Source organism: Halomonas sp. BN3-1, assembly GCF_003056325.1.
GTDB classification, from domain to species: domain Bacteria; phylum Pseudomonadota; class Gammaproteobacteria; order Pseudomonadales; family Halomonadaceae; genus Halomonas; species Halomonas litopenaei.
The window spans coordinates 31,055-47,580 of sequence record NZ_PYVV01000011.1; the positions used below are offsets into that span (position 1 = coordinate 31,055).

Below are 16,526 nucleotides of genomic sequence, written 5' to 3' on the forward strand. Positions count from 1 at the left end.
TGAACTGGCCCGTCTTGTGAGCCTGGAGCAGGGCAGGCCACTATCACTTGTGCGTATCGAGGTTGATGCCGCCTTCGCCTGGACCCGGGCCAGCGTACTGTGGACATGCCGGCCAAGGATATCGAGGACTCCGAGCACAAGCGTATCGAGCTGTACCAGCAGTCTCTGTGTCGCGAAGTGGAAGCGCAGAGAATTTCTGTATTTTGTTATTTTCTAATATAGTGATCTGGTTTTCGCCGGTAACGTAAAGATTCGTGGTAGATATTTATTTCAATGATAATAATAAGTTCTCCAAGGCGAGAGAGCCTTGAGATGCGTTGGATCGGCGCCCCTCAGAAGATAGCCACCGAGAACAGCTGGCCTCTGGTTACCCATCGGTATCCTCCGGGGGACCTATACAGGGAGAACACATGTTTTCGATGGTCAAGACACCGAGTCAGATGCACTGGATGACGGGACAGTTTCGCGAGCGTGATCGAGAGGCCGTATACCGCAGGACGATCAAGCGTAGAGTGCGCCTCGAGTCGCGGCTGGCAATTATGCTGTCTGCCATGATTTTCGGCATGTTCACGCTGTCGGATTACTTCTACGTCGGACTGACCCGAGAGTTTTACTACCTTTTGACGATGCGCATCGTGGTGGTCGTCAGCTGTTTGCTGCTGGCCCTGACGATAGGCCGTCTGGGCTGTTACTCCCGCAGGCCCTGGCTGCATGCATTGCCGCTGTGGGTGCTGGCCACGGGGATCATCCTGATCGTTCCACTGCGTCCGGAGTCCCTTTCGACGCAACTGGTAGCGGTTATCGTGGCGATCATGGCCTTCTACCTGCTAATCCCCAACCTGCTGACGGTGGTGGCGGCGGCTAGCCTCTACCTGAGCTTCGGCTTTCTGGCTGCCGCGGTGGTGTTCTCCGATATTTCAGTGGTGGTTGCCCTACGCATTGGCCTGCTGTTGGTCATGGCCAATCTGGTGGGTTTCTTTGCCTTGCTGAGAGTGGAGCTTTTGCAGCGCAAGCAGTTCGCTTTGCTGCATGAGGAGCGCGGCCACAATCGCCGACTGCTCAAGGAGATGGCTCACCGTCAGTCGCTGGAAATCCAGTTGCGCGAGCTGGCTGAGCGCGATGCCCTGACAGGATTGGCCAATCGGCGCCACTTCATGAAGCGGGCACGGGTGATGCTCCATCGGGCGCGGGTGGAAGAGGCGCCGTTTTGTCTTTTCATGCTGGACGTCGATCATTTCAAGACTATCAACGACACCTGGGGCCATAGCCAGGGGGATCGCGTCTTGATCGATATCGCCGAGGTCTGTGTGGCGTCGCTGCGGCCAAGCGACCTGATCGGACGCTTCGGAGGGGAAGAGTTCGTGGGAGTGTTGCCCGACACCCGTCTCGACGATGCCCGAGCGGTGGCCGAACGCCTGCAGCGCGCGGTCGCGGCGCTGCCCCCACAGGATGAGGGACAGACGCTGGCGCTGACCGTCACTATCGGTATCGTCGAGGCGCGGCCTGAGGACGCCGATCTGGAGGCCCTGATCAAACGCGCCGATGAGGCGCTCTATGCCGGCAAGCGTCAAGGCAGGGACCGAGTGGTGGTGTGCGAGGAATCGGTCAGCAATTGCGCGGGGGTACTGATGAGTTCGCCGCTCAGTGATCCGGCCTCGCCGCCGCCGGAAAACCTGAATTCAGGAAGCTGAGCGCAGCGATTGAATGGGAAGGGCGGCGATCAGTGGTGCCTTGGCTGTAACGGGCGCGCCGAAGTCGCCAGCACAGAAGTCGCCACGCCGTGGGGGGCAGCGTCAAGCGGGGGCGAGGGACCCTACCGCTTTTGGCCAGGGTGATGTCCGACACGGGAGATCGTGATGTGTTCTCATGATAGTTGAAGTAGAAACGAAATTCCCAGGATGCACTGCGCCAGATCAAGTGCCCTGCTTGGTTGCTTGGATAAAAAATGATTTAAAAACAATAGACAAATAATTTGTGCGACCTATGTCTAATCCGGTTTTTATGATGGTTTAGTTGCTGTAGATACTAAATGCCGGGCAAGGTGAGTACCACGCTTGCCTGGCAGGGAAGGAAAAGCTCTTCCACGTTCCGGGTGTGGCGTCCAACGACAACAATGGCACCCGTGACGACGGAGACACCCCATGAAAGCTCCTACCTCCCTGTTGGCGGCCGGCCTGGCCAGTGTGGCCCTGGCCGGTCCCGCCATCGCCGCCGAGACTCTGACCGTCAGCTCCTGGGGCGGTCCCAACCACGGCATCAATACCATCGTCTGGCCGACCTGGAAGGCCTGGATCGAGGAGGCCACGGAAGGTCGGGTGACGCTGGACGTCGTCCACGATATGGGACCGCCGGCGGCGCAGATGGCGCTGGTAGCCGATGGGGTAGCGGATGCCAGCTGGATCTTCCATGGCCATATGGCGGGGCGCTTCGAGCTGACTCGCCTGCCCGAATTTCCGACCTTCGAGGACTTCTCGTCGGAAATCGCTTCCGCCGCCTACTGGCGCACCTACGAGACCTATCTAGCCGAGCAGGGCGAGCATCGCGGCGTCGACGTGCTCGCCGTGGGGGTACACGGCCCGGGGCAGATCTTCACCGCCGACAAGGCCGAGTCCTTCGCCGATCTCGAAGGCCGGCGGCTACGTGTCGGAGGCGGGGTGATGAGTGACCTGGCCAGTGCCATGGGTGTCACCGGGGTAGCGTTACCGCCCACCGGCGTCTATGAATCGGCGTCCCAGGGCGTGATCGACGGCGCCATGCTGACCCTGGAGGGGCTGCGCAGCTTCCGGGTGGCCGAGGTCGCGCCCTACACCCTGACGGTGGATGGTGGCTTCTATCGCGGTAGCTTCGCGATCGTCGTCAACCCCTACTTCTGGGATCGGATTTCGGCCGAGGACAAGGCCGCTATCGAGGATGTCTCCGGCGAGTCACTGTCGCGTCTGTTCGGCTACATGATGGATGTTTCCGACGAGCGAGGCGTGGCCTTTGCCGAGGAACTTGGACACACCTTCACCGAGGCAACGGCAGAGGACATCGCCATGCTCAGGGAGGTCAGCGATGGGCTGATCGACGAGTGGGCCGACAAGGTGTCGAGTGGTGAGCTGGACGCCCGAGAGGCGCTCGAGTTCTTCCGTGACCAGCTTGGTCAGGTCGACGCCGAGGCTGGCATCGTCGATCGCGTCGTCACGACCGAAGGCTGAGTCCCACCATGTCCATGTCGAATGCTCCGGGACAGTGGCTGTCGACAGCGCTCGAGAGAGGTCTCGAGACGCTGGCGGGGGCCACCCTGTTCGTGTTGATGTGTGTGACCACGGTGGATGTGGTTGGGCGCTACTTCTTCAATACGCCCTTGACCGGCAGCGTCGAGCTGACCCAGCTGATGCTGGCTGCGGTGGTCTTTCTGGCGATGCCGGTGGTGTGCTGGCGAGAGGAGCACGTCAGCGTCGACCTGCTCGATGGTGTCTTTCCGGCGAGGCTGGTATGGATCCGTCAACTGATCGTCAATCTCTTGATGACGGCGGCGCTGTGGCTGGTGGCAGGCCGCGTCTGGGCGCTGGGCCTGCGTTCGCTGGAGTGGGGCGACGTCACCGAGTTTCTGCGCATTCCGATCGGTTACCTCACCTGCTTGATCGCGGTGATGCTGTTTGTCTCGGCCGGGCTGACGCTGCTGCGTGCTCTTGCCTATCTGCTGGAGGGCATCGGGGTGATAGATCGGGGCGGGCCGCTGAGCGCTTCCGCTGACATCGGTGCTAGCGCCAGGGAACAGGAGGGCGCCGATCATGATTGAATCCCTCTATGGTTTTGCCGCCCTGCTGGCGCTGGCTTTTTTGCGGGTACCGCTGGCCTTCGCTATGGGCATCGTCGGCACCCTGGGCTTCTACTTTCTGACCGGCAATCCCATGGCGGCGGAGTCCATGGCCGCGCGACGGGTGGTGGACACTGCCATGGACTACGGCCTGTCGGTGATCCCGCTGTTCATTCTGATGGGCAACTTCGTCTCACACGCGGGGCTATCCGATGCCCTGTTCAGAGCCTCCAACGGCTTTCTCGGACATCGCAAGGGCGGCCAGGCCATGGCCACCATCGTTGCCTGTGGCGGTTTCAGCGCGATCTGCGGCTCTAGCCTGGCCACCGCCGCCACCATGGGGCGAGTGGCGATGCCGCAGATGCGCAAGTATGGCTACAAGGACTCCCTGGCCAGCGCCTCCATCGCCGCCGGTGGAACCCTGGGCATCCTGATCCCGCCGAGCGTGATGCTGGTGATCTACGGCATCCTCACCGAGACTAGTATCCGTGAGCTTTTCGCCGCCGGCTTCATTCCGGGGATGCTCGGCATCCTTCTATACCTGGCGGCGGTAAAATGGGTCATGTGGCGTGACCCCAGCGCCGGGCCTGCAGGGGAGATGGTGCCCTGGCGCGAGCGCTGGGCGGCACTGAAGAGCGTGGGCAGCACCCTTGCGCTGTTCGTGCTGGTCATCGGCGGCATCTATCTGGGCGTGTTCACCCCCACCGAGGCCGCCGGTATCGGGGCCATGGGGGCTTTTGTTATCGCCCTGTTGCGCCGCGCCCTGACCTTTTCGCTACTGCTCGAGGTGCTGCGTGACACCGTGCGCACCACCGCCATGCTGTTCGCCGTGGTGCTGACTGCGCTGATCTTCGCCAATTTCATCAACCGGGCGGGACTGCCCAATGACCTGCTGGCCTTCGTCAACGGTCTCCAGCTGTCGCCCTTTCTGGTGATTCTGGTGATCCTGGCCATCTATGTGGCACTGGGTTGCGTGTTCGAGAGCATGTCGATGCTGCTGCTGACGGTGCCGGTATTCTTCCCGGTGGTAGCGGGCCTGGGTTTCGATCTGGTGTGGTTCGGCATACTGGTGGTCATCGTCATCGAGATCAGCCTGATCACGCCGCCGGTGGGCATGAACGTCTTCGTGCTCAGGGCGGTGTTGCCCGACGTGACCACCGGCACCATCTTTCGAGGCGTCACACCCTTCTGGGTGGCGGGCATGGTGCGTGCGTTGCTGGTACTCGTATTCCCCGGTATTGTGCTGTTCTTGCCGAGGTTGCTCTACTGACGGTGGCTGTATTGGCCGTTTCTGAGCTGACAGCCGCTCGGCCGGGGTGATCGATGCATTCTGGAAAGACGAGCGTTGATCGAATCGTCGACGGGGAAGACGCCATGGGCTCGCGACAGCGAGAAACACCGACCACCACCGCCAAGGCGGAGCTGGATCTCCAGCAGTTTCTGCCGTACCGGCTGAACAGCCTGGCGGACCGCCTGAGTCAGGCGCTGGCGCGCATGTACGCCGAGCGCTATCAGCTCAATATTGCCCAGTGGCGGGTGCTGGCGTGGCTGTCGCACCTGGATGAGCTGTCGGCCAAGCAGATCGCCCAGGCCACCCGCATGGACAAGGCGCGAATCTCCCGGGCGGTACAGTCCCTGGAGGAACGCGGACTGATCCAGCGGACCCCTTCCAGCCGCGACCAGCGTGTGCAGGATCTGCGGCTTACCGAGGCAGGACAAGTCCTGCTGGCCGAACTGGTCCCCGAGGCCCAGCAGTGGGAGGCCGATGTGGTCGCGACCCTCTCCGTCGGCGAGTATCGCGACCTGATGAGCGTGATGGGCAAGCTCGAGCGCCAGCTCGACCGGCTGGAGCAGGGCAGTGGCCCCTGGTCCCAGGACCGCTCCGGCGATCCCATGGAGACACCGGGTTCTCCCGAGCTCGATCAGGATCGCTAGGGCTTGTCTGAAAAGTGCCTACGCTCGGTAATACGGCGTTAAAAATCGGATCAACATGCTCATTTACACCCCGTAAACTGCGCTGTCTCACCGATTTTTGCCTTGTCTAACCTTCGCTCGCCGACTTTTCGGACAGAGCCTAGGGCCAGTTCGCGCACTGCTCCAGGCGCTCGGCCAGCCACACCTCGATGATCGATTGGCGAGTCACTCCCGGGCGGCTGGCTTCCTTGTCGAGAGACTCGATCATCCACACAGGAAAGTCGACGTTGACCCGTCCTTGTGACTGATTGGGGCGCCGAGCCCTGGACGGGCCGAGGGCTTCGGACACGTCTTCGCCATCATCGAACTCTGTAAGATGCGTAATATCTTTTTAGCTTGGTAAGTCGGTGTAAGGTCTGCTTAAACACTAACGTGACGAGCGGCGCAGCTCCCCGCTCCACCGTCTTCTCGCGAGCTCCTCGGCGCTCCGTTTTCCCTGGCAGCCGTCATTCGACGATATACAATGGCGCTCGTCGACAAGATACTCCCCGACGTCCGACCCAGTCGATGCCCTTCAGATTTGCCCGGTACCGACCTCAATGACATCCGGGTGGATGGATACCCTCTAGATCTGTCGGCGGGCATCACGTCAGCAATCGGTTCGATACCTGTTTGCGCCTCGACATGCCGCCACCGCCAACTGGCTGGCGGCGATGCTGACTGTTCTCAAGTAACTTCGGCTGTCAGCGCGGTGCTGAGATATCTCACGTTTGACCTCATGACGAGCAACCCTCGAAGGAGGGGCAGCCGGAGCTTGCGGGGCTGGGATGACATGATACTGTTAACAGTTGACGATACTGAGTGCACGGAGACCGATATGGACTCGACCAAGGATCGGATTGGCCAGCGACGCTCCAGTACGCTGACGTCCATTGCCCGCGATGCCATCGAGCAGTTGATCATTTCTGGCGAGCTGTCCGCCGGCGACCGTATCAACGAGAGTGCGTTGGCCGCCAGGTTTGATATCAGTCGCGGACCGATTCGCGAGGCTTGCCGCAGTCTCGAGTACGCTGGCCTGATCCGCAATGTCGCCAATCACGGCGCCTACGTACGCGAAATGAGTCTGGACGAAGCCCGCGAACTGTACGAGGTGCGGCGTGCCTTGACCGCTCTGGTAGGGGAGCTGCTGGTCGAGCGGGCCACCCAGGAGGTGATCGAAGAACTGGAGGTTCTGGTGGACAGGATGGGCGAGGCCGCCGAGCGCGAGGATCTCGATGATTATTACCAGCTCAACTTGCGTTTCCACGACGCCATGATGACCCACACTGGCAATAGTGCTCTGGCTCGTTACTATGACGACACGATCAAGCAGCTGCACCTGTTCCGTCGTCGCGGATTGGTGCAACGCGGCAACCTGAAGGCTTCGAACGCCGAGCACGTGACGATCGTCAGGGCGATCTCGGCACGTGACGCCGATAAGGCGTCCAGGGCACTGCGTGATCACGTGATGGCCGGATGGCGCCGGATGGAGCAGGCGCTCGCTGCGGCCCCGGACGACGATCGACAGGCTTGACGCCTGAGACGTCGATCGGCCCCTTTTCGTTCTTGTTCCTTCTGATTGGCGTATCGCCAGCGAGTCAGTGGCGTCGCGATTGGAACGTCTGACCAACGCCATCTGCCAGTACGACACGCAGACAGCGCTTCGTGGTGTCTAGCTTCACGCCTCGGTCCGAGTGATGCGTGCGTCAAAGGCGCAGGTGGCATCGCTTCGACCAGCGGGGCTCGCTGAGTCGATGCTCCTTTACCCACCAATCCGCATAAGCAGTAGACCAACGTCTACTTAATGGGACGTGATCCGCTCTGCTAGTTTACAGGCTGTAAACTGTTAACAGTTTACAATGTACCTCCAGACGCAGCAGGTCATGCAGTGACTTCTCAACAACGACTCCAAAGGAGAACCACCATGCGCCATTGGTTCACGATCCGCATGCTGGCGGTAGGCATCGCCACGAGCCCCCTCGCCATGCTCTCCGCCTCCGCCTTGGCGGCGGACGACTTCCCTGTCGATCCGATAGAGATTGCCGTACACACCTCGCCCGGTGGCGGCACCGATACCACTGCCAGAATGGTGGCCCTGTCGACCCAGGAGCAACTCGACAGCAATGTCTTCGTCCAGAACAAGAAGGGCGGCGGAGGCTCCGTGGCGATGAGCTATGTCAGTGGCAAGCCAGCAGACGGCTATACCCTCATGGCCATCACTCCGACCCATCTGTTCACCATGCTGCGCGGCAATGCCCCGATCGGTATCGATGACATTCGTGGCGTAGTTCGGGCGACCGACGACCCGATCATCGTCATGGTTCGCGGCGACAGCGATTACGCCTCCATCGATGATCTGATCGAGGCTGGGCGGTCCGGCACGATCAAGTGGGGCGGAACCCAGATTGGCGGTGTCGACCATATCGCCGCCATGAGCTTCGCCAACGAGGCCGACATCAGGGTTTCCTACGTACCGTTCGATAGTGGTGCGGAGTTTGCCGCCGCCCTGTCTCGCGGTGATATCGACGCCGCCGGTCTCAATATCTCGGAAACCCAGGACCAGATTGCCGATGGAGAATTCCGTCCTCTGGCGGTGATGGCCGACGAGCGCATGGGGGCCCTGCCGGAGGTGCCGACCTTGGCCGAAAACGGCATGGACGTGTCCTTCTCCACCGTTCGCGGCTACGTGGTGCTCAAGGACACCCCCCAGGAGCGCGTCGACGCGCTGGAACAGGCCATGCTCGATGGCATGCAGAGCGAGCGCTATCAGGAGTATCTCGACGGCATTGGCCTGGATAGCGCCAGCGTCGCCGGTAGCGAGGCCTGGGACCAGCAGATCCGCCGCATGTACGAGGCGGGCAAGGTCACCATGACTGACCTGGGGCTGCTCCAGTGAATCGTCAGGCTGGACGCGGGGCAGGGCTGAAACCAGGGCTGAAAACAGGGCATGAGACAGGGAGCGTCTCGGCTGCCATCGATGGGGTCGTTTCCCCAGGCCCGGCTTCGGTCCAGGCCCACGGGGCATCAACATCAAGAAGGAGTCGCACATGATTCGTCACTGGCGAGATCTGCTTCCCGGGTGCGCCCTGCTGGTACTGGCCGGCGGGCTGTACCTGATCACTACCGACTTCGACAGCGTACCTCCGTCCTTCGCCCAAGGCATGCAGGCGGCAGACATGCCACAGCTGATCCTGGGAGTGATCGCCGTGCTTGCGTTGGTGATGATCATCCAGGGGCGGGGCCACGAGGAAGAAACCAAGCCGGTCATCTCCTGGCGCATGTGGACCACTGCGCTGGTGCTGCTGGTATCGGTATTCCTGTTCGGTGTGCTCGGCCTGACCCTGACCACCGTGCTGACCTGCCTGGCCATCCCGTTGCTGTGGGGTGAGCGGCGTCGGTTGGCCGTGGCGATCTACGCCATCGGCGTGCCGGCGTGCATCTACCTGCTGTTTACCCACGCCTTGCAGCTCAGATTGCCCCAGGGCGTGCTGAGCCCCTGGCTGTCCTGAACAAGGAGACGACCATGGATCCTATTCTAACGGGGCTTGGCATCCTCACCGACCCGGTCTCACTCGGTGTCATCCTGCTTGGCACCATCATCGGTGTGCTGGTAGGAGCGCTGCCGGGATTGAGCTCATCGATGGCGGTGGCCCTGCTGCTGCCCTTCACCATCTATCTGGAGCCAGTACCGGCGATATCGATGCTGGCGGCGCTCTACTGCGCCGGTACCTTCGGTGGTTCCATCACCGCTATTCTGATCAACGCCCCCGGCGCTCCGCCTGCCGCCGCCACCGCCTTTGACGGTTTTCCCATGGCGCAGCGGGGCGAGGCCGGTCGCGCACTTGGCATGGCGGCGGTATCCAGCGTCATCGGCGGCATCATCTCCTTGATCGTGATGGTGCTGGCGGCCCCGGCGCTGGCCCGAATCGCCCACTCCTTCGGCCCACCTGAGTACTTCGCGCTGGCAATCTTCGGGCTGTCGATGCTGGCCTCGATCAGCGGCAAGTCGCCGGTCAAGAACCTGATCGGCGGGGCTCTGGGGCTGTTGATCGCCACCGTCGGGGTAGACCTGACCACCGGCGTCGAGCGCTTTACCTTCGGCGTGCCGGAGCTCTACGAAGGCATCAGCTTCATTCCTATCCTGATTGGCCTGTTCGCGGTGTCGGAGCTGTTGTCCCAGTCCGACATCATCGACCGGGCCAAGGAGCGCATCTCGCTCACCGCCATCAAACTGCCGTCCCGGGAAGACTTCAAGCGGGTGTGGAAGACCATTCTGCGCTCGTCCGGTATCGGCACCTTCATCGGTATCCTGCCGGCGGAGGGCAGCACCATGGCGGCCATGATCGGCTACAACGAGGCGCGCCGCTGGTCGAAGAACGGCGACAAGTTCGGTACCGGCGAGATCGAAGGCATCGCAGGCCCGGAGGCGGCCAACAACGCCGCCACCGGTGGCTCCATGGTGCCTACCCTGGCGCTTGGCATCCCTGGCTCAGCCACGGCGGCGGTGATTCTCGGTGGCCTGCAGATTCACGGCATTCGCCCGGGCAGCTATCTGTTCGAGAACCAGCCCCACCTGCTGTACTCGATCTTTGCCGCCATGCTGGTGGCCAACCTGGTCTTTCTGGTCTTCGGGCTGGCCGGCGCCAAGCTGTTCTCCCGCATTTCGCTGATCCCGCGCACCTTCCTGTGGCCGGCGGTGTTTGCGCTGTGTGTGGTGGGCGCCTACGGCGTCAACCAGAGCCTGGTCGATGTCACCATCATGCTGATTGCCGGCTTCATCGGCTTCTGGCTCAAGCGCTACGGCTTCGGCGCGGCGCCGATCATCATGGGTGTGGTGCTGGGCTCGCTGGTGGAGAACTCTCTGGCCCAGTCGCTGATCATCTTCGATCAGGACGCAAGCCGCTTCCTCGAGCGTCCGGTGGCCCTGCTGTTCTTCGTGCTGGCCGCACTGAGCATCTTCTACAAGCCATTGTCCGGTGCAGTGCGTCGTGTACGCAGTGGCCCGAGTACGACCCCGGGAGGTGAATGACATGACCGGGCCCAGGACAGAACCCTTGTCGGGACGTGTAGCGCTGGTTACCGGCGGCAGCCGGAATATCGGTCGTGCGGTGGCACTGGGACTCGCCGAGCAGGGTGCCGATGTGGTGATCATCGCCAGTCATCACGGCCAGGCGATGGATGACACCCTTGCCGAGATCGAGGCACTGGGACGTCAGGGACTGGGTTTGGCCGCCGATATTGCCGACCCCGAAGCCGTCGATGCCGCCGTGGCAAGCGTCGGTGAGCGCTTCGGCCGGCTCGATAGCCTGGTGTGCTGCGCCGCCATTCGTCCCCATAAACCCTTCGCCGAGCTGACCTTCGATGACTGGCGTCGGGTCATGGCGGTCAACCTTGACGGGCCTTTTCTTGCCGCCAGGGCCTGCCTGCCGCTGCTGCTGGCCTCCGACCAGGCCGCCATTGTCACCTTTGGTGGCGTCAGCGCTCATCTGGGTGCCGCCGAACGGGCCAACGTGATCGCCTCGAAGATGGGTGTGGTGGGGCTAACTCGGGCGCTGGCGGTGGAATACGGCGAGCGCGGCGTCACCGCCAACTGCATCGTACCGGGACAGATCGATACCGAACGGGCGGCAGGCTCGCCGCCGCCCAGGTTGAGTGGCGGCAAGGGGCCGCTGGTTGGCCGACTGGGCAAGCCCGAGGAGGTGGCCGCGCTGGTGTGTCATCTGGTCGGGCCGGCGGGGCGCTACAGCACCGGCCAGACCTTCCATCTCAACGGCGGCAGCTACCTCGGTTAAGCCATGACCATCTACCTGAAACCCGAACCCGACCAGGGCCGAATGGCCCACTGGTGGCGCAGTTTCCTGCTGCCGGCGATGGTTGCCGTCATCGGTGGCGGTAGCTGGAGCGCTCTCGGTCTGCCGCTGGGCTGGTTGCTGGGGGCGGCCATCGCCATCGGCATCTGGGCGGGGCTGGGCCTGCCGGCCCGGGCTCCCAGACCGATCCAGCGCGCCGGCCTGATGGTGGTAGGGGCAAGCGTCGGCTTGTGGGTGACACCGGAGGTGGCCCGCCAGTTGGTTGGCTGGTTGCCAATGATGCTGGCCTCTGCGGCCCTGGGGGTCATCCTGGCGATCCTGTCCACACCGCTTTTCGCACGTCTGGCCGGGCTCGACAAGGCCACCGCCTATTTCTGCCTGCTGCCCGGCGGGGTGATCGAGATGGCCGAGATCGGTGAGGGCTACCGCGCCAACCGGGCGGCGATCGCCGCCTTGCACGCCATTCGCGTCGGGCTGATCGTCACCCTGCTGCCGGCGGTACTGCTGCTGACAAGCGGCAACGGTCAGCCGGTGGCTCAGGTGTTCGGCTCGGGCGTCCAGCTTGGGCCGTGGTGGCTGATCGGAATGCTGGCGCTGTGTGCCCTGGCCAGTTGGGGGACCGCGCGTCTGGGCATGCCCTCGGCCTGGTTCCTGACGCCGCTGGTGGTCGCCGGCGTGTTGTCCGGCGCCGAGCTGCTGCCTGTGTCTCCGCCGCAGGTGCTGCATCTGCCCCAGGGGGTGCTGATCGCCGCCCAGGTAGTGGTGGGATTTGGCCTGGGAGCCAAGTTCCAGCGGGCCAGCTTGCTGGCCCTGCCGAGGGCTATCGCCAGCGGCATTCCGATCCTCCTGCTGATCGGTCTGATGGCGGCGGTGGCGGCGCTGCTGGTGGCCGGGATGTCGGGCTCGGAGGAGAGCCGGCAGACCCTGGTGCTCGGCTTTTCCGTGGGGGGTATGGCCGAGATGACCCTGACCGCCCAGGCCCTGGGCCAGAACGCCGCCCTGGTGGCGGGCTTTCATGCCATCCGCGCCCTGTCGGTAAACCTTTTCGCAGGGCCCTTGTGGGCTCGCTTGTCACGCCTGCCTTTGTTTCACGAATCCTCGAGCTCATGCTCACGACGATCCTGATAAGGAGACTGCGTCATGTCTGTCGCAACCAACGTCTTTGCCAAGATGCCCACCAACACCCGCATTACCGCCGAGGCTGCCGAATTCATCGAATCGGTCCGCTTCGAGGAGATTCCCGAGGAAGCGCTGCGCATCGGGACCCGCTGCGTACTGGATGGAGTGGGCCTGTTTGTCGCCGGCTCGGAGGAGCATTCGGTCCAGATCCTGGCCGAGGAGGCTGTGGAGTCCGGCGGTCGCGCCGATGCCCTGGTTCTGGGACAAGGAGATGCCCGAGCGCCGGTCGCCCAGGCCGCCCGCGTCCTTGGCACCGCCGGTCACGCCCATGACTGGGACGATAGCCAGGTCAGCAAGGACCCGGCCCACATCTATGGACTGTTGACCCACCCTACCATTCCGCCGCTGAGCGCCAGCCTGGTGGTCAGCCAGCGGCTCGGCGGGGTCGATGGCAAGCGCTTCATGGAAGCCTTCCTCACCGGCTTCGAGGTGGAAAGCAAAATATCCGAGTGGATGTTGCCCCAGCACTACATGCAGGGCATGCACTCAAGTGGCACCGTGGGCACCTTTGGCGCCTTCGCCAGTGCGGCCAAGCTGATGGGGCTTAGTGGCGAAACCTTGCGCCATGGCCTGGGTATCGCGGCGAGCCTGGCCGCTGGTATCCGCTGTAACTTCGGCACCATGACCAAGCCGCTGCACGTAGGCCGCGCGGCGGAAAATGGCGTGACTGCGGCACTGCTGGCAAGTCGTGGCTTTACCGCCGACCCCGAGGCGCTGGACGGCCCCTGGGGCTTCATGGCGGTGCAGGGCGGCGGTGCCAGCGAGGACAAGCTGACCCAGGGCTTCGGCAAGACCTGGTCCATCGTCGAGCCTGGGGTGTCGATCAAGCCTTACCCCTGCGGCGTGCTGACCCACCCGACCATCGACTTGATGCTACGCCTGGTGCTCGAGGCCGACGCCAGTGCTGACGATATCGAGGAGGTGATCGTCCACGCCGGCTCCAACATTCTCAATCCTATCCGCTACCCGATCGCCGCCAATCACCTCCAGGCCAAGTTCTCGCTGCCCGCTGCACTGGCGATGATTGCGCTCAACCGTCAGGCGGGCAAGGTCGAGTTCTCAGACGAGTTTGTTGCCTCCAGTGCCATGCAGGACATGCAGCGGCGCATCCGCACCGAGTTCGATGAACAGATCGAGGCCCAGGGCTTCGACAAGATGCGCTCGCGCATCACCCTGCGCCTGAAGGGGCGCGAAGACGTCAGCGGCTGGGCTGACGAGCGTTATCGTGGCGGCCCGGAAAATCCGCTGAGCGATGAAGAAGTCGAACTGAAGGTGCGTTCCTGCTGTGACGGCGTTCTCGATGAGCAGGCTCAGAGCGACCTGATCGCCGACGTGTGGAAGGTGCTGGAACTCGACGATGTCGGCGTGCTGGCGCAGCGCTTGAATGGCTGAACGTCCGGTTTGGACCCTTTGACGTGGTAGCAAAAGACAGAAGGGGGGCTGGTTCCCCCTTCTGTCTATCGCCTGTTAGGTGTTGCACTAGTTGTTTAAATTGAGACGTCTACCTCACTCCCCGATTACCCACCAGCCATCGACCTCTTCCACCGGTACCGGGTCCAGCGCCTCGCCCTGGGCGGGGCCGGAGATGCCTTCGCCGCTGTCGAGACGGAAGCAGGCCTGGTGATGGGTACAGATCAACAGCTCGCCGTCGCGGCTGAGGATGTTGCTGCCGCGGCCGTCCAGCGGCAGGTACTGATGGGGGCAGGCGTTGACGTAGGCGTGCACATGGCCATCGGCGTGGCGGGCGAGGATCAGCGGGAAGCGGCCGTTGTCGCTTTCGAGATTGAGGCAGCGGCTCTCGCCCGGGGCCAGGCTGATCGATTCCAGCACGGCGGTCCCGGGCGGCGGTGCGCTCTTGTACTTGCGCCAGGCGTCGGTCATCGGGGGATCTCTTTGGGGAGCCGGTGATCCCCGGCCTTAGGGCTTGAAGTCCTCGGCGGCGGGGATGCGTCCGCCTAGCTGGGCAGTGATCTCGGCGGCGGTAACGCGCACCAGCTCACCGAGCTGGGACAGGCGTTCGTCGGGGATGCGCGCCACCGGCCCGGAGACCGAGATGGCCGCCAGCGGCGTGCCCAGTTCATCGTGGATGCAGGCAGCCACGCAGTGCAGGCCGATGGCATGCTCTTCGCGGTCGCAGGCGTAGCCGCGTTCACGGATCTCGGCCATGGCGCGACGCAGCTCGGATGGACTCGACAGGGTGTTGACGGTGACGCGGTCCAGACCGCGTTCGGCCAGTACCCGCTCCAGGTCATCGTCGGGCAGCCAGGCCATCAGCGCCTTGCCTACGCCCGAGGCGTGCAGCGGGGCACGTGAGCCCAGACGGGTGATCATGCGCATCATCTGGGGCGATTCGCTCTGCGCCAGGAACACCGCCGTGGTGCCTTCACGCACGCCTAGATTTGCGGTCTCGCCGGTCTCACGGGTCAGTCGGCGCAGGTAAGGACGGCTGGTGGCTACGAAGTCGCGTGCCTCGAGAAAGCTGTTGCCGATGCGAAAGGTCTTGACGTCGATGCGCCAGACGCCGAGTTCCTCATCCTGGGTGATGAAGCCCTGGCTCAGCAGGGCCTGCAGCAGGCGATGGGTCGTGGACGGTGCCAGATCGGCCTGCTCGGCGATGTCGGACAGCGCCAGGCCGCCCGGGTGCATCGCCAGCAATTCCAGCAGGTTGAGTCCCCGCACCAGCGACTGGCTGTGGCCTCCGCTGGCCTTGCCGCTGGCCGGTCGGCCGGCCGTTCTGCGCTTGCTTTCCGTCACCTTGCATCTCCTGGGTCAACCGTTTGGCACAGTCCTTAGCATACCTGTTGGCGCGGCCGCTTGTCGCGTTTGCGGAAAAGGCTTCCACAAGCGGCCCTGCCTTGGCTGAGCCTGGTCCGGCGCTCAGCGATGGCGCCAGTGGGGGGCGCGCTTGGCGACGAAGGCGTCGATGCCTTCGGCCACGTCTTCGGCCATCATGTTGGCGGCCATCACCTCGCCTGCGTAGGCATAGGCCTGGCCCAGCGGCAGGGCTCGCTGGCGGGCCAGCATGGCCTTGCCGGTGAACAGCGCCACCTGGCTCTTGGCGCGCAGGCTGTCGAGCAGCACCTCGAGACTGTCGTCGAGGGCGTCGTCCTCGGCGACCCGGTTGACCAGGCCCCACTCCAGCGCCTGGTCGGCGTCGATGAACTCACCGGTAAACAGCATCTCGGCGGCCTGCTTGGGACCGATATTGCGGGTCAGCGCCACCGCTGGGGTGGAACAGAACAGCCCGACCTTGATGCCGGAGACGGCGAAGCGCGCCGAGCGGGCGGCCACCGCCATGTCACAGCTGGCTGCCAGCTGGCAGCCGGCGGCGGTGGCAAGCCCCTGAATTCGAGCGATCACCGGCACCGGACAGTCCTGCAGGCGCTGCATGACCCGGGAGCACTGGGCGAAGAGCTGTCGATAGGCGTCCTCGTCGCCGAGCTCGCGCATCTCCTTGAGGTCATGGCCGGCGCAGAAGGCGCGGCCCTCGGCGGCGATCACCACCGCCCGCAACGAAGGATCAGGGTCGATTGCGGCAAAGGCATCATCCAGTGCGGTGAGCATGTCCCGGGACAGGGCATTGAAGCTTGCCGGGCGGTTGAGGGTCAGATGGACGACCCCACGATCATCGTGACGCACCACGGCGAGGTCACCGGTGTCAGGCTGGGCGGAAGGTGAGGCGGGCATCGTCATGGCTCCAACGAGGGAAAACTTCGCAAGCCTAGCGCGTGATGACGCCTTTTCGGGGCCTGCTTCGACCAAAGGGGAAGAGTGGCCTGGCC

Annotated in this window: 16 protein-coding genes; 12 read left to right on the forward strand and 4 right to left on the reverse strand. The window is 63.4% G+C overall.

The genetic code is table 11. The features are described from left to right. Positions 1–410 precede the first annotated feature (410 nt). From C9F12_RS15290 to C9F12_RS15310, 5 genes are all read left to right on the forward strand, one after another. Entirely contained in the window at positions 411–1,691 is a 1,281-nt protein-coding gene (locus C9F12_RS15290; protein ID WP_240184262.1) for a diguanylate cyclase, read from the forward strand. A gap of 450 nt (positions 1,692–2,141) precedes the next feature. Next, a complete protein-coding gene (locus C9F12_RS15295) occupies positions 2,142–3,197 on the forward strand; it encodes a TRAP transporter substrate-binding protein (RefSeq protein WP_108449453.1) in 1,056 nt (351 codons plus the stop codon). 8 nt (positions 3,198–3,205) lie between these two features. Then, positions 3,206–3,784 (forward strand): TRAP transporter small permease, encoded by a 579-nt coding sequence (locus tag C9F12_RS15300; RefSeq protein WP_108449454.1) that lies wholly within the window; start codon positions 3,206–3,208, stop codon positions 3,782–3,784. Further along, positions 3,777–5,072, forward strand: coding sequence for a TRAP transporter large permease (locus C9F12_RS15305; protein WP_108449455.1), 1,296 nt, complete (start codon positions 3,777–3,779; stop codon positions 5,070–5,072). The genes C9F12_RS15300 and C9F12_RS15305 overlap by 8 nt, the downstream gene beginning before the upstream one ends. Positions 5,073–5,176: 104 nt before the next feature. Then, the gene (locus C9F12_RS15310) at positions 5,177–5,737 is read left to right on the forward strand and encodes a MarR family winged helix-turn-helix transcriptional regulator (RefSeq protein WP_240184263.1); all 561 of its coding nucleotides are present in this window, start codon (positions 5,177–5,179) and stop codon (positions 5,735–5,737) included. Between the two features lie 139 nt (positions 5,738–5,876). Here the strand turns inward: C9F12_RS15310 and C9F12_RS15315 are convergent, their stop codons facing one another. Continuing rightward, positions 5,877–6,065: a CopG family transcriptional regulator gene (locus tag C9F12_RS15315; protein ID WP_240184264.1), complete on the reverse strand. Its 189-nt coding sequence runs from the start codon at positions 6,063–6,065 to the stop codon at positions 5,877–5,879. 528 nt (positions 6,066–6,593) lie between these two features. On the opposite strand from C9F12_RS15315, the gene C9F12_RS15320 reads away from it, so the two are divergent. From C9F12_RS15320 to C9F12_RS15350, 7 genes are all read left to right on the forward strand, one after another. Beyond that, on the forward strand, positions 6,594–7,289 hold the full coding sequence (locus C9F12_RS15320) for a GntR family transcriptional regulator (RefSeq protein WP_162816503.1): 696 nt from the start codon (positions 6,594–6,596) through the stop codon (positions 7,287–7,289). A 390-nt stretch (positions 7,290–7,679) separates the two neighbouring features. Continuing rightward, entirely contained in the window at positions 7,680–8,651 is a 972-nt protein-coding gene (locus tag C9F12_RS15325) for a tripartite tricarboxylate transporter substrate binding protein (protein ID WP_108449459.1), read from the forward strand. A 151-nt stretch (positions 8,652–8,802) separates the two neighbouring features. Further along, positions 8,803–9,264 carry a tripartite tricarboxylate transporter TctB family protein gene (locus C9F12_RS15330; protein ID WP_108449460.1) on the forward strand — a complete coding sequence of 154 codons (462 nt, stop codon included), beginning with the start codon at positions 8,803–8,805 and terminating at the stop codon, positions 9,262–9,264. A 14-nt stretch (positions 9,265–9,278) separates the two neighbouring features. Continuing rightward, complete coding sequence (locus tag C9F12_RS15335) at positions 9,279–10,784, forward strand: tripartite tricarboxylate transporter permease (RefSeq protein ID WP_108449461.1); 1,506 nt, start codon at positions 9,279–9,281, stop codon at positions 10,782–10,784. Positions 10,785–10,809: 25 nt separating this feature from the next. Continuing rightward, positions 10,810–11,547: an SDR family NAD(P)-dependent oxidoreductase gene (locus C9F12_RS15340; RefSeq protein ID WP_205254708.1), complete on the forward strand. Its 738-nt coding sequence runs from the start codon at positions 10,810–10,812 to the stop codon at positions 11,545–11,547. Positions 11,548–11,550: 3 nt separating this feature from the next. Beyond that, positions 11,551–12,690 (forward strand): AbrB family transcriptional regulator, encoded by a 1,140-nt coding sequence (locus C9F12_RS15345; protein ID WP_108449463.1) that lies wholly within the window; start codon positions 11,551–11,553, stop codon positions 12,688–12,690. Positions 12,691–12,705: 15 nt separating this feature from the next. Next, positions 12,706–14,136 (forward strand): MmgE/PrpD family protein, encoded by a 1,431-nt coding sequence (locus tag C9F12_RS15350; protein WP_108449464.1) that lies wholly within the window; start codon positions 12,706–12,708, stop codon positions 14,134–14,136. A gap of 114 nt (positions 14,137–14,250) precedes the next feature. Here the strand turns inward: C9F12_RS15350 and C9F12_RS15355 are convergent, their stop codons facing one another. The 3 genes from C9F12_RS15355 to C9F12_RS15365 form a co-directional block, all read right to left on the reverse strand. Next, a complete protein-coding gene (locus C9F12_RS15355) occupies positions 14,251–14,625 on the reverse strand; it encodes a Rieske 2Fe-2S domain-containing protein (RefSeq protein WP_108449465.1) in 375 nt (124 codons plus the stop codon). Between the two features lie 36 nt (positions 14,626–14,661). After that, positions 14,662–15,498 (reverse strand): IclR family transcriptional regulator, encoded by an 837-nt coding sequence (locus C9F12_RS15360; protein ID WP_108449466.1) that lies wholly within the window; start codon positions 15,496–15,498, stop codon positions 14,662–14,664. Between the two features lie 123 nt (positions 15,499–15,621). After that, a complete protein-coding gene (locus C9F12_RS15365) occupies positions 15,622–16,431 on the reverse strand; it encodes an enoyl-CoA hydratase (RefSeq protein WP_045993886.1) in 810 nt (269 codons plus the stop codon). Between the last annotated feature and the right edge of the window lie 95 nt (positions 16,432–16,526).